This is a genomic window from Gymnodinialimonas sp. 202GB13-11, assembly GCF_040932485.1.
Classification (GTDB): domain Bacteria; phylum Pseudomonadota; class Alphaproteobacteria; order Rhodobacterales; family Rhodobacteraceae; genus Gymnodinialimonas; species Gymnodinialimonas hymeniacidonis.
In genome coordinates this window covers 1,308,463-1,331,703 of record NZ_JBFRBH010000001.1, presented here as the reverse complement: position 1 = coordinate 1,331,703, position 23,241 = coordinate 1,308,463, and the positions used below count along the sequence as shown (strand labels likewise).

The window sequence follows — 23,241 nt, the reverse complement described above, 5'->3', positions numbered from 1 at the left end:
GACCGGCTCCTTGCCAGACCGCAATTTGGAATCGTTCTAAGGACGTGCACCACGCGCGTCAAGAAAGCGGCCATAGGCCGCGCACGCGAAGGAGACAGGATGCCCGAGGTTATTTTCCCCGGACCCGAAGGCCGGCTTGAGGGCCGCTACCACCCCCAGAAAGCCAAAGACGCCCCCATCGCGATCATCCTGCATCCGCATCCGCAATTCGGCGGCACGATGAACAACCGCGTCGTCTATAACCTGCACTACGCCTTCCATCAGATGGGCTTCACGGTGCTGCGGTTCAATTTCCGTGGCGTGGGCCGGTCCCAAGGCGAATACGACCAGGGTATTGGTGAGCTCTCCGATGCAGCGTCCGCGCTCGATTACCTCCAGTCCATGAACCCCAATTCCAAGCATTGCTGGGTTGCGGGCTTCTCGTTTGGCGCCTGGATCGGCATGCAACTTCTGATGCGCCGGCCCGAGATCACCGGCTTCATCTCCGTCTCGCCGCCCGCGAACATGTACGATTTTTCGTTCCTCGCGCCCTGCCCGTCGTCGGGCCTGATCATCAACGGCACCGCTGACCGCGTGGCAAAGCCGCAGGACACCCGCATCCTCGTTGACAAACTGCACGAGCAAAAGGGCATCACCATCACCCATGAGGAGATGGAGGGCGCCGGTCACTTCTTCGAGGATCCCCACATGGACCCGATGATCGACCACGTGCAGACCTATGTCCGCCGCCGCCTGACCGAAAACACACGGTAAAACGCCCATGAGCCGCCTCGCCCAAGACCTTGCCGAGCAACTCGCGCTCGATACCGTCGCCGCCGCTGACAAGCTCGGCGACGAAAGCCTGCCTGAAACGATCGCGAAGTCCGTCGGGGCCTCGTCCCCCACAACCGAAGAACTCTTCCGCACCGCCGTGCGCACCATCATGGCCGAACGCCGCGCGCGGAAGCTGCTGGAAGATAAGCTGAAGGCTGCAGAGCCCGGCCAGTCCGTGATTGCAACCGGATCAGGGTGATCCGTCAGGTCAGGTTTCCCTTGCTTGCTGCCCAAGGCCCAAGCACCAGATAACGCAGCCAAACAGCTATCAGCAGTGGAGCCGCGCTATGGAATTCAACATCATGATACCCATACTGATCGTAGCTGCCTTCGCAGGCACCGCGATCATGATCTTTGCCAAGCGCAAGTCCCAGGCCAAAGCGGAAGACATTCACGCGCTGGCCCAATCCAAGGGCTGGCGCCATGACGTCACCACCGACCCGTCCGGCTATACCCGGATCACCCAAATCACCAGCCGCACGGCCAACTGGATCGTGGAGGAGCGGTTCGGCTCCAATTCCGGTGGAGGTGCCACCGACAGCACGAACCGCTCCCTGACCTGGACCGATCCGGATGCCGGCATCCCCACGGGTCTGGCGGTCATGAGCCTCGCAATGTCCGACGACAAAGCCGCCAACATGGAACGGTTTCTCGACACGATGGGCGACGGCGTGATGGGCCAGCACATGATGAAGACTTTCTTCGGTGTCGTCGGTGACCGCGCCTCGGAACTCGATGCGGTCGAGGCCACAGGGGCAGCCGGGGCCATCCTCGCCACCTCCGACGCCCATGAAGCGCTCCTGCCCATCGCCTTTCACGAGGCGCTCGTCAGCCCCCATGACGCGATGCCGAAAGGGGCCATGCCCACGATCATCCGCTCGCCCGAGGGGCTGCAATTGAACCTCAAGGACACAGTCAAATCGCCCGAACAGCTAGAGGCGATGGTGCAGCTTGGTGAAACCCTCAGCGCAGCACTCAAACAGGCCTGAGGCCGCAAGCCACAGCAAATGCCACATTGCGGCCCTGCAAGCACCGCATTACGCCCGCGACACTCTGCGCACGGTATACAATCGTATACCCCCTTCCCTGCGCGCCCCTCCTCCGATAGAAGCGGGCCAAATTCTCCCACCCCGGACCGGAGGGCACGCCCATGACGAACCCCGATATCATCTACACCAAGGTTGACGAAGCGCCCGAGCTGGCATCCGCCTCGCTCCTTCCCATTATTCAGCGCTTTGCCTCCGCCGCGGGCATTACCGTTGGGACCAAGGATATCAGCCTCGCGGGCCGCATCCTCGCGACCTTCCCCGAACATCTCAACGAAGATCAGCGCATCCCGGACGATCTCGCCGCCCTCGGCGAGCTGGTGAAAACACCCGAGGCCAACGTCATCAAGCTGCCCAACATCTCGGCCTCCGTCCCGCAGCTTGTCGCCGCCATCGAGGAATTGCAGGCCAAAGGCTACGCACTGCCCAACTACCCCGAGGACCCGCAGACCGACGACGAAAAAGCCATCCGCGCAAAGTATGACGGCATCAAAGGCTCCGCCGTGAACCCGGTCCTGCGCGAAGGCAATTCCGACCGCCGCGCAGCCGCTGCCGTGAAATCCTACGCTCAGAACAACCCGCACCGGATGGGCGAGTGGACGGCCGACAGCAAGACGCGTGTTGCCTCCATGTCCGGCGGCGATTTCCGGTCCAACGAGGTCTCTGCAACCCTCAAGCACGCCACCGGGGCCAAAATCGTGCTTGAAACCGAGAACGGCACAACCGTTCTCAAAGACGGCCTCTCCTACCCTGCCGGCACCGTGGTCGACGCAACTTACATGAGTGCCGCCGCTCTAGACACCTTTCTTGCCGAGGAAATCGAGAAGACCAAAGCCGAGGGTGTCCTCTTTTCGCTCCACATGAAGGCCACGATGATGAAGGTTTCCGACCCGATCATCTTCGGCCATGCCGTCAAAACCTTCCTCGCGCCGGTCTTCGAGCAATTCGGCGATGAGATGGCGGCCCTCGGCGTAAACCCCAATTCCGGCCTTGGCGACCTGCTGGAGCGTGTGAACGGCAACTCTGAGATCATGTCGGCGATCGACGCCACTATGGCCGACCGCCCTCCGATGTACATGGTCGACAGTGACCGCGGCATCACCAATCTGCACGTCCCTTCGGACGTCATCATCGACGCCTCCATGCCAGCCCTTATCCGGGCGGGCGGCAAAGGTTGGGGGCCCGACGGCAAAGAAGCCGACGCCGTCTGTGTCATCCCAGATAACAGCTATGCGCCTGTCTACGACGAGAGCATTGCGTTCTTCAAAGCCAATGGCGCGCTGAACCCCGCCACTGCGGGCACCGTGCAAAACCTTGGCCTGATGGCCCAGAAGGCCGAAGAATACGGCTCCCACCCAACGACCTTCGAGATCGCGGAGGCCGGCACCGTTAAGATGATCCTCGATGATGGCACAGTCCTGCACCAGCATGATGTGCAGCCCGGCGACATCTGGCGCTCTGCCTCCGCCCGCAAAGCCCCTATCGAAGACTGGGTGCAACTTGCGATAAGCCGTCAAAAGGCCACGGGCTACCGCTCCATTTTCTGGCTGGACGAGACCCGCGCCCATGATGCGCAGCTCATCCAATACGTGAGGCCCATTCTGCAAGCCGCTGGTGTTGCTGATAAATTCGAGATCATGGCGCCGCGCGAGGCCACCCGTGCCAGCCTTGAAACGATCACCAAAGGCGAAAACACCATCGCCATCACCGGCAACGTGCTGCGGGATTATCTGACCGACCTCTTCCCGATCCTGGAACTGGCCACATCCGCCAAGATGCTCTCCATCGTGAAGCTGATGCAGGGCGGCGGTTTGTTCGAGACCGGCGCGGGCGGCTCAGCTCCGAAGCACGTCCAGCAGCTCCATGGTGAAAACCACCTGCGCTGGGACAGTCTCGGCGAGTTCTGCGCCCTGGGCGAGAGCTTCAAGTTCCTTGCCGACGCCAAGGGCAATGCCAAGGCGCAAGTTCTTGGCGACGCCGTTGAAAAAGCAACGCAGGGCATCCTCGACGACAACCGCTCGCCCGGGCGCAAGGTCGGCCAGCCCGACAACCGCGACAGCCACTACTGGTTCGCGCGCTTTTGGGCAGAGGCGCTTGCGGGCGGCCCGGACGCTGATCTCGCTGCCGAATTCGCTCCAGTCGCGCGTTCGCTTGCAGAAAATGAAGAAACGATCATAGCGGAACTCGACGCGGGCGCAGGAAGCCCCGCAGACACCGGTGGCTACTTCAAGAACGAAGGCGCAAAACTCACCAACGTCATGCGTCCTTCCCCAACCCTGAACGGCATTATCGGATGAAGCTCAGGCTGTGCATCGCCAAGCCTCGGTGAGGCGATGCATACGCGTATCTAAGCGTTTTTTTGCCTGGCAAATGAGCGCCAGATCCGTGCAGCACAAGCAGCCCGACCGAAATGACGCGCCGGGGCCCGGCCAGTCGGTTCATGGCGGTCTGCAACCTTGATTCCGAGAAGGTGCTCCGCTCTAACCAAATACAACCAGACCGCGACCCAACAGGACCGCCAATATGACCAAAATCAAAGTAGACAACCCCATCGTCGAGATGGACGGCGACGAGATGACCCGCATCATGTGGGCCTTCATCAAGGACAAGTTGATCCTGCCCTATCTCGACATCGACCTGCTCTACTATGACCTCGGCATCGAGGCCCGAGACGAGACCGAAGACCAGATCACCATCGACGCGGCTGAGAAGACCAAGGAAGTTGGCGTCGCCGTCAAATGCGCGACGATCACGCCGGATGAAGCCCGCGTCGAGGAATTCGGCCTCAAGAAGATGTGGCGCTCGCCCAACGGCACGATCCGCAACATCCTGGGCGGCGTGATCTTCCGCCAGCCCATCATCTGCAGAAACGTCCCCCGCCTTGTGCCCGGCTGGACCCAGCCCATCGTCGTGGGCCGCCATGCCTTTGGCGACCAGTACAAAGCCACCGACATGAAATTCCCCGGGGCTGGCACGCTCACTATGAAATTCACCGGTGATGACGGCACCGAAGTGGAACACGAGGTCTACAAGGCCGACGGCCCCGGCGTCTTCATGTCGATGTATAACATCGACAAATCGATCTACGATTTCGCCCGCGCCTCGTTCAACTACGGCCTGAACCTCGGTTGGCCCGTCTATCTCAGCACCAAGAACACCATCCTCAAGCAATACGATGGCCGCTTCTTGGAGATCTTCGCCGAGGTCTACGAGGCCGAATTCAAAGAGCAATTCGAAGAAAAGAAGATCTGGTACGAACACCGCTTGATCGACGACATGGTCGCCTGCGCGATCAAATGGAACGGCGGCTTTGTCTGGGCCTGCAAGAATTACGATGGTGATGTGCAATCCGATGTCGTGGCTCAGGGCTTCGGCAGCCTCGGCATGATGGCCTCCGTCCTGATGACGCCCGACGGCAAGATCGTCGAGTCCGAGGCCGCCCACGGCACCGTCACCCGCCACTACCGCAACCATCAGGAAGGCAAGGCAACCTCAACCAATTCCATCGCGTCGATCTACGCTTGGACCGGCGGACTTAAGCATCGCGCAAAGCTCGATGAGAACGCCAAACTGCTGGAATTCGCCGAAACGCTGGAACGTGTGATCGTGGAGACCGTGGAATCAGGCTTCATGACCAAGGACCTCGCGCTTCTGGTCGGCCCCGATCAGAAATGGCTCACCACGATGGGCTTCCTTGAGAAGATCGACGAGAACCTGAACAAGGCGCTGGCTGGCTAAGGCATGCGCGCACAAGTGTTGCAGAGAGGACGCCTCGGCGTGTTCTCTGCGGAGTGGCCTTTGACACCGGCCAGCCACTCGCGCCACTGTCGTCCAAACACTTGTTCGGGGACGAAAAATTTCATGTCGATCATGTCGCAAGCTTTGCGGGCCAGCCTTGGCGCGCTGGCCCTGCTTTCTCTTGTAGCACCCGCCTCAGGCCAGGGCCTTGCGCCGGGGGAACACGCGCTTTCGGTCGATGCCTTCCTTCTGACCCGCTCGGACGGCGCATTCTCGCGCGATGCCAACGGACTTGTAATCAGCCACGCGTACCAATTCAGCCGCGATTGGCAGGTCATCACCCAGTTCGGGCTCACCAGCACGGCCTTCGAAGTGACTGCGGGCGGCAGCACCGCGACGCAAGATACCGATGCCGGAAGTTTCGGTCTCGGCGTCGCCTATACCGGCCTGCGCGGCGCAACCATCCGCGCCATGACGCTTTTTGGCCAGATCGACGAGGTCAACGTCGTCTTCAATGTCCCGACCCAAAGCGCCGGTGATGTGCGCGGCCTGTCGCTGGCTTACCAGCAGCTCGTGCCCCTCAGCGATCGTCTTGTCGGCGTGGCCAATATCAGCGTCGCGGTCACAGAAGGCACCGTCACCACACCCTCTTCCCTGTTCCTCGACGATGTCTTCAACCGCACCTATGGCGCGTCTGCCGCCCTCGCTTATGCGGCGACGCCTGACCTGAGCCTGTTTGGCGGCGTCGAATACGCCACGTCCAACCAGATCATGACCATCACCGGTGACACCGAACTCACCCGCGCCTCCCTTGGGGCGTCCTGGGCCTTCTCGGATCAGCTCGACCTTCGGGCCAGCTACGGCATGGCCCTCGGCGCGGAAGAAACCAACAACCGTCTGAGCCTCGGGCTCACGCACCGCTTCTAGCGTCGCGCAAAGGAGAACAGCCATGATGCCCACCCGCCCTTTTGCCCGCCGCCTGCTCCTGCTGCCCGTGATCCTGGTTCTGGCCGCATTCACGCTTTCGGGATGTAACACCTTCAGCGGCCCAACCGAAGAGGTGGTCAGCTACACGGTGGAGGTCGCCGACCCCGACGATCCAAGCCAGGTCTACGAGGCTGACATCACCTACTATCTCCGCGATACCACGCAAACCGTTCCGGGATTCGGCGGCGGCACGCAATATGAAGGCCCACAATACGTGTCTCAAACCGTTGTGACACGGCCCGACGGCACGCAGTTTGTGCTGAGCGTGCCCCCGGGCCTGATCTTCACAGCGGGCGATGGCAGCCAGAGTTTCAGAAGCGGCGAGCCCGGGTACCAGACCTATGACGAGATTGTCCTCGCCACCACAAGCTTTCTTGTCGAGGCGATCCAACGTGACCTGAACGGCACCCTCGAAACACGCCAGGAAAACACCGCCAACGCTCAGCATGCCAATCAGATGTTTGCCGTTGTCGACAGCATCACGGACATCAGCCGGTTCGACCTCAGCCTGTTGTTCTGACGTCGCTGAGGCTCGCGAGGTCTCCATGCCGCTGACGGAACCTCGCGCCCTTTGGCACAGGTTATCCGCCGGTGCGCCGCGTTTTGCCCCATGGCACAAGGCTTCCATGACCCGTATTATGAAGCTGCTCTTCTGGCTCTGTCTATCACTCGTCGCCGCCTTGGGCCTCCTTTCATTCGGCCTGTTCCTCCTCGGCGCAATCCAGTTCGTGTGGCTCGATTGCGGCCCGCGATCCAACTGGAGCGAGGCCAGCTACAGCGCCTGCTCCGACATCGATGAAACGAACCCGATCTTCCTGAGCATCGCCCTCGCCTGCATGCTGCCCATGATCGCTGTCCTCCTTCTGCGCCGACTATGGGACTGGATGCACACCACCTGAACCGCCTGTCATACGCCCGTCACAGACCGGCGCTAACAGAATGGCATTCCGCGAAAAGGCCCCGCCGATGATCGTTATCCATCACAACCCAGACTGCGGCACATCGCGCAATGTGCTGGCGATCATCCGCGCAACCGGCATCGAACCTCATGTCATCCCCTATCTCGACAAAGGCTGGACGCGTCCCCACCTCCTGTCGCTTTTTGCCACGGCCGGCCTTACGCCTCGCGATGCACTTCGCACCTCGAAATCCCCAGCGGTAGAGCTTGGGCTGACGGATCCCTTGATAGATGACGAGACGCTGATCGCGGCGATGCTCGATCACCCGATCCTCGTGAACCGGCCTTTCGTCTGCACGACCAAAGGCGTGGCCCTGTGCCGCCCTTCCCATACAGTGGTTCGCCTACTGCCCGCCGAACCCCAAAGCCCGGTCCATGATGAGGCCGGTGACCTGATCTGGCCCCTTCCATGAATTGACGTCTGCGCCGCTTCGGCCAATCCTGCGCATCTGACCGTGCAGGAGCCCACACCATGACCCATCCTCAATTCGCAACTTATCCCAGCCTTAAGGGCACCACCGTCTTCATCACCGGCGGCGCATCCGGGATCGGTGAAGGGTTGGTGCGCGCTTTTGCCGAACAAGGCGCAAGGGTTGGGTTTGTCGATTTTGATCTGGACCGCGGCGAGGCGCTTGCATCCGAAACCGGCGCCACGTTCGCACCCTGCGACCTCCGCGACATCGACGCCCTGCGCACAGCCTTTGCCGCCCTGGCAGGTGCTATTGGGCCCGCGCAGGTTCTCGTCAACAATGCCGCCCGCGATGACCGGCACGATTGGAAGGATGTCACGCCGGAATATTGGGACGACCGACTGAACACCAACCTCCGCCACATGTTCTTTGCCATTCAAGCTGTCGCCCCTTCGATGATCGAGGCAGGCAAAGGCTCCATCATCAACATGGGCTCAAACTCGTGGTGGGAGGCCGGCGGTGGCTTTCCAGCTTATGCCACCGCGAAATCCGCCGTGCACGGGCTGACCCGCACCATGGCCCGCGATCTGGGCCGCCACCGCATTCGCGTGAACACCGTGGTGCCCGGCTGGATCATGACCGACCGCCAGAAAGAGCTGTGGGTGACGGATGAGGCGCTGACGGCGCAAACCAATCGCCAATGCCTGCCCGACCCGATTGACCCGGTCTATGTCGTGCGCATGGCGTTATTCCTCGCCTCCGACGACGCTGCCATGTGCTCGGCCAACAACTACATGGTCGAGGCCGGGTCGATCTAAAGGCATTTACCGCACGATCTGAGGTCGATCGGTCTGGAAACGGCCCGTTTTTCCAGCGCTTCATGATCCACGCGCATAGCCGTTGCCCAACGCCGATCAGACCTTTGACATCTCGGCGCTGACTTTTATGTCAGTAAGCATGACCCAAATTGACGCGAAATCCGAAGGCCATCGGCACACATTGTTTGAGGATTTGCAGGCCCTTATCCTTGGGACAACGCTATGTGCCCTTGGCATCCACCTGCTGACCCATGCGGGCCTGATCACCGGTCAGGCCGCGGGCCTTGCTGTCCTGCTCAGCTACGTCAGCGGCTGGTCATTCGGCTGGGTCTTTTTCTTGGTCAACATCCCATTCTACGCGCTGGCCTTGCTCCGCCTCGGCTGGCGATTTGTGCTTAAAACGGTGATTGGCGTCACGCTGCTGTCTGTCATGGCCGAGCTTGCCCCCCACGTCCTGCGCCTCGACTACATCCATCCGGGTGTCGCGGCGTTTCTCGCCGGGGCCACGCTTGGCCTGGGCGTTCTCGCCATCTTCCGCCACGGTGCGTCGCTCGGCGGGATCGGAATTCTCGCCTATTACGTGCAAGAGAAATTCGGCCTCCGCGCGGGCTACGTCCAATTCGGCGTTGACGCCCTGATCTTCGCCGCCGCCTTCGCGCTGCTTGATCCGATCCTTGTCGGCTGGTCGCTGCTCGGCGCGGCCATGGTCAACGGCATCGTCGCGATCAATCACCGCGGCGATCTGTATGTGGGGCACTAGGCGGCCTGGCGCTCCATCATCTGCACCCCGACCCGGTCGCCCTCGAACACGGCCACATGGCCGGGTGGCAATTCCGTCCACCCGCCCTGCCCAACCTCCAGCGGCTCGCTCACCACGGCCCAACCGGCCCGGCTGGCGCTCCAGCGGTAGTAGACCGATGGCGCGATGTGGTCAGACGAAAGGCGAAGGGCAAATAGCCTTTGTCCGTCGCTCCACGCCGCGGAGGATCGCAAATGAGGGGCCGTTCCGTGAGTGATGGACATATCGCGCAGCATGAGATGCGCTTGTGTCATGGCCCCGACAGGATCTGCGTCCAAGCCTGCCTCCAAAGCGTAAAGAAAAAGTAACTCGCTGTCGGTCGCACCTTTGCGATGCGGGTAGAGCGCCTCACTCACCCCCATATCCGCCCGCCGCCGGAACCCGTCAAAGCCCCCGATCTGGCCGTTATGCATGAAGCTCCACCGCCCATGGGCAAAGGGGTGGCAATTGTTGCGGCTGGTCGCGGCCCCTGTGGACGCGCGGACATGGGCGAGAAAGGCGGGCGATTTCACAGTCCGGCACAGGGCAGCCAGGTTCGGATCAGACCAGGCCGGGTAGACATCACGATAAAGCCCTGCCTCTGGCCGGTCCCCGTACCAGGCCAGCCCGAATCCATCGGCATTGGTGGCCGTCTTACACTCCGTCGCGCGCCGCGATTGCTCGATCAGAGAATGACCCGGCGCACTGACGAGGTCCTCAATGAAAATCGGTTGCCCTAAATAAGCCGCCCACCGACACATTCACTGCCCTCGATTGTGCGTCTTGGCGTACATATCCGCGATCATCCGGCTGGCCGTCTTTTCAAACAGACACGGGATCACCGCATGAACGGCCGCCGCGAACGCCGCCAGAAACAGCCTGCCGCTGAACTTCCCGGCAAATGCGGCATGCTCCAGATAGGTCTCATCCACGCTTTGCGGATGGTCAAGAAAGACGCGGTTGATCATGGCGGGGCACTCCTGTTCGCTGTTTCGAACAATTTGCCCTGCTCACCGTGTGAAATGCTCCCAAACCTCGCACAAATCCGCCGTGACTTGTGGAGGGTTTCCCACTATCTCTCGCATTATGACAACACTTGATGAAACCGACCGCCGAATCCTCGCCCGTTTGCAACTTAGATGTGATGAGCCGCTGGACGATCTGGGCCAACATATCGGCCTGTCCCGCAATGCCGTCTGGCGTCGGATCAAGGCGTTGGAGGAACGAGGCATCCTCAAAGACCGTGTCGCTTTGGTCAACCCCGCCGCCGTCGGCCTTGGCCTGATGGTGTTCATCCAGGTCCGCGCGGCGCACCATTCTGCCGACTGGCTCGACCAATTCCGCCGGGCCGTACGCGCAATCCCCGAGATCCTCGGCGTCTACCGGATGACCGGCGACCTCGATTATCTGATCCGCGCGCGTGTGTCGGACATGGCCGATTACGACCGTCTCTATCAGCGCCTAATCGAAATGGTCGAGATGGGCGATGTCTCCGCTAGCTTCGTGATGGAGGAGTTGAAAGAGGGGCAGGCCCTGCCCCTCTAAGCCAGCCTCAGGCGTTCACGTCGACCACAACCCGGCCCCGCACGCCGCCTTTCAGGATCGCGCGCCCAAGCTCCGGCAGATCGGCCAAAGTCGCGGGCTGCACCATCGCCTCCAGCTTGTCCATCGGCAGTTCCTTGGCAATCCGCTGCCACGCGCGCACGCGGTTGTCGTAGGGCTGCATGACACTGTCGATCCCCAGCAGGTTCACACCGCGCAGCAGGAACGGAATGACCGTCGCAGGCAGGCCCGCACCACCGGCAAGCCCCACAGCAGAAACGGAGGCACCATATTTCATCTGCCCCAGCACGCGCGCCAGCATATCGCCACCCACGGCATCCACACAGCCGGCCCATGTCTCGGCCTCAAGCGGGCGCTTGGTGGTTTCGTTCAGCTCTTCACGTGGCACGATCCGGCTGGCGCCAAGGCTTTTCAGGTAGTCCGCCTGTTCGGGCCGCCCGGTAACTGCCGCAACCTCATAGCCCAGATTGGCCAGAATAGCGGTCGCCACGGACCCCACACCGCCGGCAGCTCCCGTCACCAAAACTTCACCGTTTCCGGGAGTTAGCCCATGATCTTCAAGCGCCATCACCGCAAGCATGGAGGTAAACCCAGCCGTGCCCACGGCCATCGCCTGCTCCGCGCTCAAGCCGTCGGGCAGCGGCACCAGCCAGTCACCCTTCACACGCGCCTTCTGCGAATAGCCGCCCCAGTGCGCCTCACCCACGCGCCAGCCGGTCAGCACAACCTTGTCACCGGCAGAATACTTCGGATTATCAGAGGCTTCCACCGTGCCGCTAAAGTCGATTCCCGGCACATGCGGGTAATTCCGAACCAAGCCGCCACCCGGCCCGATGCACAGACCATCCTTGTAGTTGACCGTCGAATATTCGACCGCAACCGTCACGTCACCTTCGGGCAGCTGATCTTCCGTGATCTGCGTGACCGAGGCGCTGGTCTTCCCCTCGTCATTCTTTTCGACCACTAGGGCATTGAAGCTCATCTCATCTCTCCCATTACTTCAAGATTGCAGCACAAGGCCTTACAATCAAATCCAAAAATCTTCCCGCACTTCTGCGTCGAAACTGCCTTCGGGCGTCTCAAGGTGCAATGGCGTCCCCGCATCCCAATGGGTCATGCGCACCATGCCAACCGCGACCCCTTCGCCGAAATCCGGGCTGATCGCGGCTGAGGTCACTTGCCCCACCCGGCGAGAGCCCGCCATCAACGGCCAGGCCCGGTCGCAGCCCGGCAAGGCTTTAGCATCAATCGCAATCGGCCGGATCTGTTGCACCGGCCCCTCCATCGACACCCTTAGCAGCGCATCGCGCCCAATGCACCCAATCGCCGTTGCGGTGTTACAAAACCGGCCAAGCCCGCATTCATGGGGCGTGTTATCGTCGGTCATGTCATTGCCATAGCTCAGCAAACCGCCTTCGATCCGCTCGATCCCATTGGGGCAGCCCGCATGGACATCCAGATCCTTGCCCGCCTCCATCAGCGCGTTCCAAAGCGGCATCCCGATGTCGGAGCCTTCGACATAAATCTCGAACCCGCCCTGCTTGGAATAGCCCGAGCGTGCAATCGCCATGCTGCGCCCTTGGAAATCGAACCACCCGAAGCGGAAGAACTTCACATCGCGAATGCTGTCGCCAAAAACCCGCGCCATCAGGTCATCCGCCTTCGGCCCCTGCACGGCCAACGGCGACACGTCCGGTTCATCCACCAGCACGTCCAGCCGGTAGCCATAGGCCACGCCCTTGACCCACAGCAGCAGGTCGCTGTCCGCAATGGAGATCCACCAGCGATCCTCGGACAGTTTCACCACGACCGGATCGTTCAGCATGCCGCCCGTCTCATCGACCACAGGCATGTAATAACACTGGCCGGGCAGCATGCCGCGCAGGTCACGCGGCGTCAGCATCTGGATCAGCTTGCCCGCATCGGGGCCGCGCACCTCAACCTGACGCTCAACCGAGACGTCCCAAAGTTGCACGGCGTCCTTTAGATGGCTGTAATCCTCCTCGACCGAGCGGAAGACCGTGGGCAGAAGCATCCGGTTGTAGATTGTGTAGGCTTTCACACCCGCCGCCTCCACGCCTTCTGAGAAAGGCGTGCGACGCAAGCGGCGAGACGCAGAAATCATGGCCATGGCTGGGTCTCCTTACCTTGGCAGACTGTCTTGCGCGTCATAGGCTTTAGGCCGGTAATGGAGGGCATTGTCCCATGACACGATTGTTCTTTGCGGTATTGGCCGCGCTCAGCATCGCCGGTACTGCCAACGCGCAGACCCAGAGCGCCGAGGCCGTGGCCTCCGCCATTCTTCATGGGATGCGCGCTCAGGACGCATCGCTGATTGCACCCCATTCCAACGCGACGAACGCGGAATTCTTCGCGGAAGCCGCCGTTAACCCGGACACGGCGTCTGAGCTCTGGGACGGCACGCGCGGTGAGGCGGGTGCCGCGTGGGATGGCATGATCCTTCCGGCGCGCTACCGCATCGGGCGCGAAGACCGGCCCGAGGCCATCATCCCCTTCATGATCGAAACGGAAACTGGAGTGGCGACACTCGGCTCCGGGCAGCCAGGTCGATACATTTCTCTGATCCTGACGCTTGATACCCCCGACGACACGACCTGGGGCGCGGAAGACATCAACTTCATTGATCCTGCAGACTATATGGCCGCGTCCGAAAGCCGTTGATCCCATGCCAGCGTCGCAGGCGGGCGCAGAGATGAAAGGCAAAAACCCATGATGAATCGATGTCTCGTGACCTGCGCCCTGATGCTGGCCTCGATCCAGCCCGCCGCGGCTCAGGCCCATCCGCCAGAGGCCGTCGCCAGTGCAATCCTGACCGCGTTCACGAACCGTGACGTGGCGGGCATCGGTGCCCATGCGAACGCTTTCAATGCAGACATCTTCGCAGCCTTCGCTTCGGGCGAAGCTCCCAGTGACTCTGTCTTCAATGGCCTCGAGGGGCGCGCAGCCGTGGCGTGGGATGGCCTGATCCTGCCCGCCCGCTACACCGCCGACGGCACCGCCGTGATCCCGTTTGCCATCGAGGTGGGCAGTGCCGGTCAACCGCTGAACAGCGGCGCGGATGGCCGCTACATCGCGGTTTTCCTCACGCTCGACGGACCCGAGGACCAAAGCTGGGGCATCGACGACCTCAACTTCGTCCAGCGTGGCGCCTACCTCAGCTATACGGAGGCGCATTAGTCCCATTCCGGCACCTCGTCCGGCATGAACGGAAGGTCCGTGTCCGTGGTCTTGACGCCTAGCGCGGTCAGGGCTGCGTGAACCTGGCCCCGGTGATGGGTCTGGTGGTTGAACATCTGCACCGCACACAGCGTGCGCGCCATGGTCATCTGCCGCCCCACACCTTGCGAATACCAGCTCAGGTCGCCCTCGAAGTCGCTCGCGTCCGTGCTCCACGCCCATGCCGCGATCCGCGCATCCAACAACGGCCGCCCCGCCATCAGCTCCGCCCAATCATAAGCGCTCGCGGTATCCGTCAGCGGCGCCTCCGGTCCCTCGCCCCCATCAAAGCGCGAGATCCAGATCATGTCGCCCCAATAGGAATGGCTCAGCGTGCCCTGGATCGAGCCCCAGAAGAGCCCCCGATCCTCAACCCTCTGCGCCTCAGACAGACCATCACAGGCCTGGAACATCCACTGGTTCTGCCAGGCATTGTAGCGCGCCATGGTGCGCGCATAATCGGGGCCGATCATTACTTCTTACCGCCAGCCGATCCGCCCCATTCAATGGGACAGATTTCCGCCGACTTGCCCGAGAAATCCCACATCTTGCCGAAGTCGCGCACCTTCGATTTCAGACCGCGCGCTGCAATAATGTCGGGACCCATCCAGTACTTCGAATTGGTGATCATCACTGGATGATCGGGCGACGCCCCGTCGATCATCTCGATCTCACCCTGAATTTTCTTGCCGACAAACAGCCCGCGCTTCTTGCCGTCGCGGGTGATCTCCACCTTCTCGCGCTCAGCGCTCACAATGTCCGACACCAGCAGCGTGAACAGGCCCGTCGTGCCGCCCGCCTGCCCTGAGAAGATCTCCAGCAACCCCTGATAGGCCTTTCCGGATGCCCGCTCGTCCACGTAAGCCGCAACCTGCCAGCCGCCCTCGGCCATCTTGCCAGGGATGTAGACCATCAGGCCCACATTCAGACCGCTCAGATCCTCGCCCTCGAAATGGCCCTCGTCGATGGCAATGCCCATCCACGCCTTACAATCCCCGTCCGTCGGATCGTGTTTGCCGAGCGACACAACACACGGACAGAACACGGTGCAGGAGCAGTTCAGGATCAACTCACCTTTGATCGCCCAATCACGCGGCTTCAACTGCCGTCGCTTGGGGTTGTCCATCCGCTGGTCAATGCGCTGGCTGACCGGCAAGCGGTCCGCATCGGGGCGTTTCTTTACGGCCATGTCCGTCTCTCCCTACGTCACGAACGGATAGCCGAGCACAGCCAGTCCGCCCAAAATCAGCGCCACACCCAGTGGCTTGGTCACATAATGCCCGATCTGGGGCAGCTTTTCGATCACCATGAACAGCGTCGCGAGACCCATCCAGAGAAGGCTCATCATGCCGCCCACGAAACCCAGTGCCATGAAGCCCCAGCAGCAGCCCGCACAGAACGCGCCAAGGCCCATGCCCATGCGCAGCCCGCCCGAGAACCCGGTCTTCCAATGGCCCAGAAAGTAATTCATCGTCGCATGGCACACGCCATGGCAAACCTCTTTCGCGCGGGTGAACTGGAACGCGCCCACGACGATCAGCAATCCGCCTGCAATCCACGTGCTTTGCGCGATGCCCATCATGTCGATCACACCGGCGCGCAGCAGGCCGATCTGCACGATCGCAAAGATCGCTGCCACTCCGATCCACACGATCGAATAGCCGCCCAACACACCCAACCATCCGGCCCGCGTACCATCGGCGGACGCCATAAGCCGCTCGTAATTCACCAGCGTCGGCACCAGCGTCGGCAACATCATCGCCGCCATCATGATCGACCACATGCCGAACAGCGGGCCGAAGCGCGTCATGGCCGACATATCCATGCCGCCCATCTCCATCCCGTCCATGGCCATGCCATCCATCGCCATGTCGCCGTCCATTGCCATCGGCATCTCATCGTCCATCGCCATGCCCTCGGCAGGCATCGCGTCGCCGTCCATCTCCATGGCCATGCCATCATCGGCGGGCATCTCAGCCCCCTCACCCATGCCCGACATCTCCATGCCAGCCATGTCATCGCCGTCGGCCATCTCCATGCCACCCATGTCCATCGGATCGGACATTTCCATGTCCATATCCATGGTCATCCGCCCGATCCAATCCAGCCCCATGCCGGTCGCCATCTGATACAAGACAACCCAAGCGATCAGGATGCTGCCAAAGAAGCCAAGCCATAACGTGTTGCGGATTACATGCGTCACCGGTCACTCCCTAAACGGCGATTCTGCTTGCTCAACGTGATGTCAGACATTTAAATGTCAGACAAATGAAAATTGACCCCAACAGCTCCGCTGATCTGTCCGCGCAAATCGCCGCCGCGATCCGCGATGAAATCGTCTCCGGCAAGCTCATCGTGGATGAGCGCTTGCCTTCTGAGGCAGAGCTTGCAGATCACTTCGATGTCTCCCGCTCTACGGTGCGTGAGGCGCTCAAACGCCTTGCCGCGCAAAGCCTCATCCGCACCCAACGCGGCGCATTCGGCGGGGCCTTCGTGAACCGCCTGTCGTTTCAAGATGCCTATCGCGGCCATATCACGACTTCGACGCTGCTACTGGGCATGAACAATGTCAGCTTCGACACCGCCTGCGAAGCCCGCTTTGCCCTAGAACGCGCCTGCGCGCGCCTTTCAGCAGAACGTCGCGACGCCGACCACCTTGCCACAATGCGGGCCGAGATTGTGCGTCAGGCACAGCCGGGCCTCTCGGATGAGGCCTTCTGCGCCTCGGACGTTGCCTTCCATCGGGCGCTGGTCGATGGCGCCGATAACCCAGTCATGTCTTATCAACTCGCTGGCGCGGTTGAGGCGATGCAGCCCCTGATGAACATGATCACCTTCACCGCACGCGACCGGGCCGAGATCGTGCGCTTGCACGAACAGATCGCCGATGCCGAAGACGCCCGAGACGGGGAGGCCGTTGTTGCCGCGCTGACCGAACTTGAAAGCTATACCAAGGTGCTTGCGCAATCGGTTTTCGATGCGCGCGCGAAAGCTCAGAGCGACTCTTCCGGCACCGCCTGATAGATACGTGTCAGGATGGCCGTGCCTACAAGCATTGTGATGATGTCGGTCACCGCAAAGCCTAGGCGCATCGTCACTTCAGTCGCGGTCGAATAAGATTCGCTCGGCAAGAAGAAACCTGAAAAAACAACGCCGTAGAGGATCACAGATCCAATCGCAGATATCAGGCTTGCGCCTAAAATCGCGCCCCCCATGCCACGCGTCGCGCGCCACGATGCGCGCATCCCGATCCCCTCCCCGTCCAGAATGGCGACCGAAGGCAGCCCAATCCCCATGCGGTAGAGCAACAGGATGGAGAGGGTCACGACGAGAAAGACAAAAAACAAAGCCAAACCGATAAGTCCCACCGACAGACCAGACGGCACAAAGACCGAGTCTTGCAGCAGGCCCGCAATCACGTCCTGAAATGCCTGATCCACCAGCGCCGAAAGGAGGAGCGCGGGCAAACCCAGACAGACCAGAAGGATCGATCCGATGATGATGCCGATCACGACCCAGGCCAAAACGTATTTCAGGATAATGACGAGGCGCATCTGCGGCAGGAACCGTGGCGTTTCACCCAATGTCATGAACCGGTGCCAAGACGCGGCGACAGTGCCAAGCATCAGCAGGAACATGGCCGTCAGATACCATTCGTTCGGTGGGCCCGGGCTGATCTGATTCACGTCATAAAGCACCCAATGGGCGTAAAACCGACCCGCAAGTGCGTTCAGCGCAAGGTAGATTAGAAACCAAGGCGCCCCAATCCGAAGAACCGCGCCAAAGTTGGTCAACAGATCGCCGATGGCGCCGAAGAACAGCGAGGATGCAGTGGGGCGTTCAGACATTCAAGGCTCCGGTATCAGCGCCCTGCTATGGTGCCGACGCCGGGCGAGGCGTCAAGTTAATCCTTGGCGAAATATGGTTAAGGCAAAGTAAACGAAAATCGGTTTAGTATTTTTTTTCAAGTACTTAACCCCCGCGTGCAACCTTGCACCTCAGCCTTCAAATCCACTGGACCGCAGCAAGCCCGCGCCCTAAACTCCCCGGCAGTCTGACCGTAACAAGACGCCAACAGGGACCATCAAACATGACCAAAACCACCCTCCTCGCCTCCGCCGCGACCCTTGCGCTTGCGGGCGCTGCCTCCGCCGAAGGCCTCACCGTCTTCGACTATTCCGGGTTCGAAGACCCCTCGTTCCACCAGCCCTTCATAGACGCCCACGGCGCGCCTGAATTCGTGTTCTTCGGCGATGAGGATGAGGCATTCCAGCGCTTGCTGGCGGGCTTCCAATCCGACGTCACTCATATCTGTGCAGGCTCTGTGCCACGCTGGCAGGCCTCCGGTATTATCGAGGCCTGGGACCAAGACCAGATCGCCGCGTTTGAGACCCTGAACGCCGACCTCGTGGGCCAAAACGTCCTGTCTGGCTCCGAGGAGCTGTTCTTCCTGCCAACCGACTACGGCTCCACCGCTGTCGCTTACAACGCCGATGAGCTGAGCGCCGACGACGTGACCTCGCTCGAGATCTTCAACAACCCCGCATACGCAGGCCGCCTGTCGATCCCCGACAACGTGGATGACGCCTACGCGCTGGCCTACCTCGCCACGGGCGTGTCCGACTGGTCGAATGTCACAGACGAACAGTTCGAAGCCGCCACCGACTGGCTCCGCGGTATCCACCAGAATCTGCGTACTTACTGGACCGACCCAGCTGAGATCAGCCAGCTGATCGGATCCGGCGAGGTTCTGGCGGCTTGGGTCTGGAACGAGGTTCCCGTGGCGATGGCCGAAGAAGGGTTCAACGTCGGCTTCGCCCGTAACACGACTGAGGGCACGTCCGTCTGGCTCTGCGGTTACGTGAACATGGTCGAAGCCCCCGGCGAGGAAGCCATGGCTTATGACTATGTTAACGCCGTCCTCAGCGACGCCTCCGCCGGTCCACTTCTGAGCAACGGTTTCGGCTCGGCCAATGACGCGGCCCTGCAGGCTCTTGGTGCCGAGGCGATGGAGGCCGCAGGTCTGGGCGAAGTGACCGTACCGGTACTGGCGCAGCTGCCGATTTCCAACGAGCAGCGTGAGCGTCAGGCTGAGGCGTTTGAGCGGATCAAAGCCGGCTTCTAACCCCTCACCATCGCCAAACAAACAAACAAAGCGCGCCCGCATCGCCGGGCGCGTTTCTTTTTTTGATATCTGTCTCAGCAAAGAAAAAACGCGACCGGGGGTGAGCCCGTCGCGTTCTAGGTGACCTTACGGTCCTGCCGCCACTCAGTCGGACGGTGTATGTTTTGTCCTTTGCAGCCGCAGCCGCGACACGGGTAAGTCGACCGCGGCTGCAAAGGTGAAGTTTGCGAAGTGACCTCCGGATTGCTCCGGGCACGCTTCAATCGCCTCGCTCCCTTTCAGCGACCTGTATACATGTTCAAACACCTGTATACAAGTTGGTTTTGAGACCCATTAGATCAAAAATGGACACATCGGACCAAGTGACGCAACGTCACCCATCAGCTTTCAGCCAGTCTTCCTGAGCGTCACTTTCGATGGCCTCGGAAAAATGGTGGCGCACCAGCGCAATGGCATCATCAGGTGTCATGCCGCCTTCAATCAGGCTTCGCGCGGCCATAAGACCGCTGCGCCCTGCCCCATATTGGCAGGCGAATGCGTAGGTCGTTCCCCGTTCAAACGCAGCAAGTCTGTGCGTTTTGCCATTGGCCCATGCTTGGATCTGCGCCTCGGTCGGGACCGAATAGTCAACGATGGGAAGACGCTCGACCCCGATCCCAACCTCGTTCGCCATCGCAAGAAGTGCCGGGATGAACGCCTCGTCCAACTCGTCCGACTCCACCAAAAGCGTGAGCGACGTCGCACCAAGGTCAGCCAACCCTTGCAAAGTCTCACGACACTCTTCCGGCAAAAACACCGCCGAACCGTCGATGCTGGTTTCAAGGCCCGGAAACCCGGCCATGGCAATCGCCCCGCCCATCGGGTGTGGAATGACAGCCCGGATCGAGCCCGGAAGGGCCAGATCTCCGTCTAGGCGATTTGGAAGAGACATAAGTTGGCTTTCAAGTGATGCTGTATACAGATATACTTGGTGCTAACGCTTTGCAATTAAAGGTTGCTTGCTGCCCCATGGCCAAAAACAACGCAGAAACCATCGCCAACGCGCTGCGCAAGCGTATCTGTTTGGAACCGCCAACGGCCAGCCCCGTTTTGCATGAACAGGCCCTTGCCCACGAATTCGGCGTGTCCCGCACCCCAGTGCGTCAGGCGCTACAGGGGTTGGCATATGAGCGTTTAGTCGAAGTCCGCTCCGGTGTTGGCACCGTCGTCTCCCCGCTGAAACCGGAAGACAAGCAGCGCGATATCGACCTTGCCTTTGCATTGCTGAACGTTGCGGCGGACATCGAAGGCGACCGCCCCCTGTCGGTGGAGACCAACGCCTATATCGTCGCTTTAGAGCGGCAGGTCAGCGCCGCCGATGAGATGAACCTTGAAACGAACTTCGCAATCCGGTCGACCTCGCTGCACATTATCACCGGTGAGATGTCGAGCGATATTCTGGCCAATGCGCTCAAGGCCGCCCTGTGGCGGCTGTTCCGCTGGCGGATGGCCGAGGCTTCCGAAGCAGGTTCAGGCATCGACCGTCGCCTGCCCGAAGTGATGGCCCGCATGGCTGAGGCGACCCGCGTTGGCACGGTGCGTGCCCTGTTGGAAGCGCAGCTTCCACGTGCCGACGAAGGTTGAATAGGCGCCATACCCTCCGTATATGTAAGATGTTCCTTCGGGGACTATGAACATAAACGCGCTCGTAATAAGCGGATCGGACCCGGGGGCGGTACCCGGCGGCTCCACCAAAATATCCTTCATTTGGGGATGGCACGGGGCCGAAATAGGATCGACGAACGTCTAAAGGGGTTAGCTTTGTTTCGGCGGGGTGCCACCGTATCGGCCCGACAAGTACAATTGCAAATGACAATCGTGCTCCGGCAATGGCTCTCGCAGCGTAAGCTGTCCTGAGTCGCCGACTTTAAGCCCAGTTCTCTAGCCAGAGCTGGCGGGGTTCGCAGGCACCTGGCAACAGAAGCCTGCATTTCCTCCCTACGCGCACATGACGAGTTATACGCCACGCAAACCGCGCGTCCGGTGTCAGTTCGTTTGTTGATTTAGCAGTGCAGACATCTCCGCCCCTCTTCGAGCCCTCGGCTCTCCTCGCAACGGGGCGGAGTGTTTTGCAATCAGGTTGTCAGCTTCAGAGCACGCCCGTCGCGGCCCTTCAGGCCGACACGAGCCGCCGGCATATTCGCCACGCCGTTTTCCAGTTCCGGGAATATCGCATAAAGTTCCTGCCGCTGCGGCTCCGTCAGGACAGATACCGTGTCAGCTGCGGGGTGGAAGCTTTCCGTCTCCAGCCCTTCGGAATAGACGACCTCATGCTGATCAAAGGCAATGTGGAAGTATTCCACACCATCGGCTGCGACATCGTCGGGCCGAATGGTCTTATCATTGATCAACGTGAAGGCAGGCGTCAGAACGCCTTCCGGGCTTCCGAACAGCATCTCTGCCCGCCAATCGCGGACCAGAACGCGGTGCTGGCGCGAAACGCACAGATCACGTGCAGGGACGCCTTCGGCAATCGCATCGGCGCTGATCCGCACCGGCCGCAATTCAGGCCGGGCGGAGAGCGCTGCTGCGGGAAGGCGGGTTGCACCAATCCAGCGTATTGGCTGAACACCATGGTCGCGCGTGACGATGCGGTCGCCAACGGAGAGGTCTTCAACCGCGCGCTCGCCCTCCGGCGTCAGAATGCGGGTGCCGCGCACGAAACACACGAACATGGGCAGCGCAAAACCATCCACGGTCAACGTGTCGCCATCTGGCGTGAACGTGGCAACCACCTCGACTTCCAGCGTTTCGCCCAATTCGAAATCGTACCCGGAAACCTCAAAGCAATCGATGCGAAGGCCAAGCGGGGTTTCGATGATTGCGGGGCTGTCGGCGGGGATCTCAATTACTGTTTCAACACCATCTTCGTCAGTGACGATGATCTCGATCTTTTCCAGTTCGGGCAGCGGCGGCGGTGTGGTGATCAGGTCGGTCAACTGGCTCAGATCGGTGATCTGGGTGGCCGATGTGTCATTTCCGTCGCCTGGCGTCGGGTCGGTGTTGTCGAGCAGGTGCAATTGGCTCAGCTGCGCGTTCGCACCGATACCGATTGCCGTGATGTCCGCGTCGAACTCATTCTCCAACTCGGCCACTTCGCTGTTGAAGTTGCCCGCGTTAGACCGGCCATCGGACAGGAACAGGACAAGGTTGTTGTCGTCCGGGCCCACATCGCCCGCGTCCCGCCATTCATCGACCACTTCATCGAGGCCCTGCTCGAAATTCGTCCCACCGCCAGAGGTCAGTCCATCAACCGCGCTGTCGAAATTACTTTGTTGGTCTAGCGTGAAATTGCCAAGCGTGTTGCCGCCGGAATTGTATTCAACCAACGTGACCGTGACGTCAGCAGGGTCGTAACCCGCATCGACCAGCGATTGGAAAACAGCTTTGGCCGCCAGTTTCTGCGCTTCGAGAAACGTGTCATTGTTCCCATCGCCATCAACGTCCGAGCCAGAGTTGTTGCGCGTCGACCCAGAGGTGTCGATGACAAGCGCCACATTGACGTCCTGGCTGGTCGCGCCAGTCGTGATGTCCGCCGTTACTTCGAACGTATCTGTTGCGAAGGTTGGCAGTTCAGCCGTCAGACCAACATCAATTCCGTTGATCGTGCCGGTGTCTGACCCGCTTTGTGTGTCCGTTGAAGAAACCATGCGCGATCCCCCGTGCCATTGTTTCCAGATTAGAATAAATACCTTAAAAATAACACTAAACTGCCATTAACGGTGTGGA

General features: G+C 60.7%; 27 protein-coding genes and 1 other RNA gene. 18 read left to right on the top strand and 10 right to left on the bottom strand.

What is annotated here, in order from left to right:
- Window positions 1-99 precede the first annotated feature (99 nt).
- From V8J81_RS06680 to V8J81_RS06630, 11 genes are all read left to right on the top strand, one after another.
- On the top strand, window positions 100-753 hold the full coding sequence (locus V8J81_RS06680; RefSeq protein ID WP_368474968.1) for an alpha/beta hydrolase: 654 nt from the start codon (window positions 100-102) through the stop codon (window positions 751-753).
- 7 nt (window positions 754-760) lie between these two features.
- Window positions 761-1,012: a hypothetical protein gene (locus V8J81_RS06675; RefSeq protein ID WP_368474967.1), complete on the top strand. Its 252-nt coding sequence runs from the start codon at window positions 761-763 to the stop codon at window positions 1,010-1,012.
- An 88-nt stretch (window positions 1,013-1,100) separates the two neighbouring features.
- A complete protein-coding gene (locus V8J81_RS06670; RefSeq protein WP_368474966.1) occupies window positions 1,101-1,802 on the top strand; it encodes a hypothetical protein in 702 nt (233 codons plus the stop codon).
- Between the two features lie 161 nt (window positions 1,803-1,963).
- Window positions 1,964-4,156 carry an NADP-dependent isocitrate dehydrogenase gene (locus tag V8J81_RS06665; protein ID WP_368474965.1) on the top strand — a complete coding sequence of 731 codons (2,193 nt, stop codon included), beginning with the start codon at window positions 1,964-1,966 and terminating at the stop codon, window positions 4,154-4,156.
- A 226-nt stretch (window positions 4,157-4,382) separates the two neighbouring features.
- Window positions 4,383-5,597 carry an NADP-dependent isocitrate dehydrogenase gene (locus V8J81_RS06660; RefSeq protein ID WP_368474964.1) on the top strand — a complete coding sequence of 405 codons (1,215 nt, stop codon included), beginning with the start codon at window positions 4,383-4,385 and terminating at the stop codon, window positions 5,595-5,597.
- A 123-nt stretch (window positions 5,598-5,720) separates the two neighbouring features.
- Window positions 5,721-6,524 (top strand): hypothetical protein, encoded by an 804-nt coding sequence (locus tag V8J81_RS06655; protein WP_368474963.1) that lies wholly within the window; start codon window positions 5,721-5,723, stop codon window positions 6,522-6,524.
- 22 nt (window positions 6,525-6,546) lie between these two features.
- Window positions 6,547-7,104 (top strand): hypothetical protein, encoded by a 558-nt coding sequence (locus V8J81_RS06650; RefSeq protein ID WP_368474962.1) that lies wholly within the window; start codon window positions 6,547-6,549, stop codon window positions 7,102-7,104.
- A 106-nt stretch (window positions 7,105-7,210) separates the two neighbouring features.
- Window positions 7,211-7,483, top strand: coding sequence for a hypothetical protein (locus V8J81_RS06645; protein ID WP_368474961.1), 273 nt, complete (start codon window positions 7,211-7,213; stop codon window positions 7,481-7,483).
- Between the two features lie 67 nt (window positions 7,484-7,550).
- Window positions 7,551-7,955, top strand: a complete 405-nt coding sequence (arsC, locus tag V8J81_RS06640; RefSeq protein ID WP_368477609.1) for an arsenate reductase (glutaredoxin) — start codon at window positions 7,551-7,553, stop codon at window positions 7,953-7,955.
- A gap of 59 nt (window positions 7,956-8,014) precedes the next feature.
- A complete protein-coding gene (locus tag V8J81_RS06635) occupies window positions 8,015-8,770 on the top strand; it encodes an SDR family NAD(P)-dependent oxidoreductase (protein ID WP_368474960.1) in 756 nt (251 codons plus the stop codon).
- Window positions 8,771-8,909: 139 nt separating this feature from the next.
- Window positions 8,910-9,530 (top strand): YitT family protein, encoded by a 621-nt coding sequence (locus tag V8J81_RS06630; RefSeq protein WP_368474959.1) that lies wholly within the window; start codon window positions 8,910-8,912, stop codon window positions 9,528-9,530.
- Here the strand turns inward: V8J81_RS06630 and V8J81_RS06625 are convergent.
- Entirely contained in the window at window positions 9,527-10,309 is a 783-nt protein-coding gene (locus tag V8J81_RS06625) for a class II glutamine amidotransferase (protein ID WP_368474958.1), read from the bottom strand. The genes V8J81_RS06630 and V8J81_RS06625 overlap by 4 nt on opposite strands.
- On the bottom strand, window positions 10,310-10,516 hold the full coding sequence (locus tag V8J81_RS06620; protein ID WP_368474957.1) for a DUF6356 family protein: 207 nt from the start codon (window positions 10,514-10,516) through the stop codon (window positions 10,310-10,312).
- A 118-nt stretch (window positions 10,517-10,634) separates the two neighbouring features.
- On the opposite strand from V8J81_RS06620, the gene V8J81_RS06615 reads away from it, so the two are divergent.
- Window positions 10,635-11,093 (top strand): Lrp/AsnC family transcriptional regulator, encoded by a 459-nt coding sequence (locus V8J81_RS06615; protein WP_368474956.1) that lies wholly within the window; start codon window positions 10,635-10,637, stop codon window positions 11,091-11,093.
- A gap of 7 nt (window positions 11,094-11,100) precedes the next feature.
- Here V8J81_RS06615 and acuI read toward each other — a convergent pair whose 3' ends face one another.
- Together acuI and V8J81_RS06605 are read right to left on the bottom strand one after the other, a co-directional pair.
- Entirely contained in the window at window positions 11,101-12,093 is a 993-nt protein-coding gene (acuI, locus tag V8J81_RS06610) for an acrylyl-CoA reductase (NADPH) (protein ID WP_368474955.1), read from the bottom strand.
- Between the two features lie 45 nt (window positions 12,094-12,138).
- Window positions 12,139-13,242, bottom strand: a complete 1,104-nt coding sequence (locus V8J81_RS06605; protein ID WP_368474954.1) for a dimethylsulfoniopropionate demethylase — start codon at window positions 13,240-13,242, stop codon at window positions 12,139-12,141.
- Between the two features lie 74 nt (window positions 13,243-13,316).
- On the opposite strand from V8J81_RS06605, the gene V8J81_RS06600 reads away from it, so the two are divergent.
- Together V8J81_RS06600 and V8J81_RS06595 are read left to right on the top strand one after the other, a co-directional pair.
- Entirely contained in the window at window positions 13,317-13,793 is a 477-nt protein-coding gene (locus V8J81_RS06600) for a hypothetical protein (protein ID WP_368474953.1), read from the top strand.
- Between the two features lie 48 nt (window positions 13,794-13,841).
- Window positions 13,842-14,309, top strand: coding sequence for a hypothetical protein (locus tag V8J81_RS06595; RefSeq protein WP_368474952.1), 468 nt, complete (start codon window positions 13,842-13,844; stop codon window positions 14,307-14,309).
- Here the strand turns inward: V8J81_RS06595 and V8J81_RS06590 are convergent.
- Genes V8J81_RS06590 through V8J81_RS06580 form a run of 3 tightly spaced genes read right to left on the bottom strand, consistent with a single transcriptional unit; the run spans window position 14,306 to window position 16,296 of the window.
- Entirely contained in the window at window positions 14,306-14,821 is a 516-nt protein-coding gene (locus V8J81_RS06590; protein ID WP_368474951.1) for a DinB family protein, read from the bottom strand. The genes V8J81_RS06595 and V8J81_RS06590 overlap by 4 nt on opposite strands.
- Window positions 14,821-15,537 (bottom strand): DUF1326 domain-containing protein, encoded by a 717-nt coding sequence (locus V8J81_RS06585; protein ID WP_368474950.1) that lies wholly within the window; start codon window positions 15,535-15,537, stop codon window positions 14,821-14,823. Before V8J81_RS06585 ends, V8J81_RS06590 begins: the two co-directional genes overlap by 1 nt.
- A gap of 12 nt (window positions 15,538-15,549) precedes the next feature.
- Window positions 15,550-16,296, bottom strand: a complete 747-nt coding sequence (locus tag V8J81_RS06580; protein ID WP_439649918.1) for a DUF2182 domain-containing protein — start codon at window positions 16,294-16,296, stop codon at window positions 15,550-15,552.
- Between the two features lie 320 nt (window positions 16,297-16,616).
- On the opposite strand from V8J81_RS06580, the gene V8J81_RS06575 reads away from it, so the two are divergent.
- A complete protein-coding gene (locus V8J81_RS06575) occupies window positions 16,617-17,369 on the top strand; it encodes a FadR/GntR family transcriptional regulator (RefSeq protein ID WP_368474948.1) in 753 nt (250 codons plus the stop codon).
- On the opposite strand, the gene V8J81_RS06570 is transcribed toward V8J81_RS06575, so the two are convergent.
- Window positions 17,342-18,196, bottom strand: coding sequence for a hypothetical protein (locus tag V8J81_RS06570; protein ID WP_368474947.1), 855 nt, complete (start codon window positions 18,194-18,196; stop codon window positions 17,342-17,344). The genes V8J81_RS06575 and V8J81_RS06570 overlap by 28 nt on opposite strands.
- 242 nt (window positions 18,197-18,438) lie before the next feature.
- On the opposite strand from V8J81_RS06570, the gene V8J81_RS06565 reads away from it, so the two are divergent.
- Window positions 18,439-19,473, top strand: coding sequence for an extracellular solute-binding protein (locus V8J81_RS06565; RefSeq protein ID WP_368474946.1), 1,035 nt, complete (start codon window positions 18,439-18,441; stop codon window positions 19,471-19,473).
- A gap of 373 nt (window positions 19,474-19,846) precedes the next feature.
- Here the strand turns inward: V8J81_RS06565 and V8J81_RS06560 are convergent, their stop codons facing one another.
- Entirely contained in the window at window positions 19,847-20,404 is a 558-nt protein-coding gene (locus tag V8J81_RS06560) for a protein-tyrosine phosphatase family protein (RefSeq protein ID WP_368474945.1), read from the bottom strand.
- A 77-nt stretch (window positions 20,405-20,481) separates the two neighbouring features.
- Between V8J81_RS06560 and V8J81_RS06555 the strand changes: the two genes are divergently transcribed.
- Both V8J81_RS06555 and ssrA read left to right on the top strand, forming a co-directional pair.
- Window positions 20,482-21,096, top strand: coding sequence for a GntR family transcriptional regulator (locus V8J81_RS06555; protein ID WP_368474944.1), 615 nt, complete (start codon window positions 20,482-20,484; stop codon window positions 21,094-21,096).
- Window positions 21,089-21,444: a transfer-messenger RNA gene (gene ssrA, locus V8J81_RS06550) on the top strand. Before V8J81_RS06555 ends, ssrA begins: the two co-directional genes overlap by 8 nt.
- Before the next feature lie 143 nt (window positions 21,445-21,587).
- Here ssrA and V8J81_RS06545 read toward each other — a convergent pair.
- Window positions 21,588-23,162, bottom strand: coding sequence for a Hint domain-containing protein (locus tag V8J81_RS06545; protein WP_368474943.1), 1,575 nt, complete (start codon window positions 23,160-23,162; stop codon window positions 21,588-21,590).
- Window positions 23,163-23,241 lie beyond the last annotated feature (79 nt).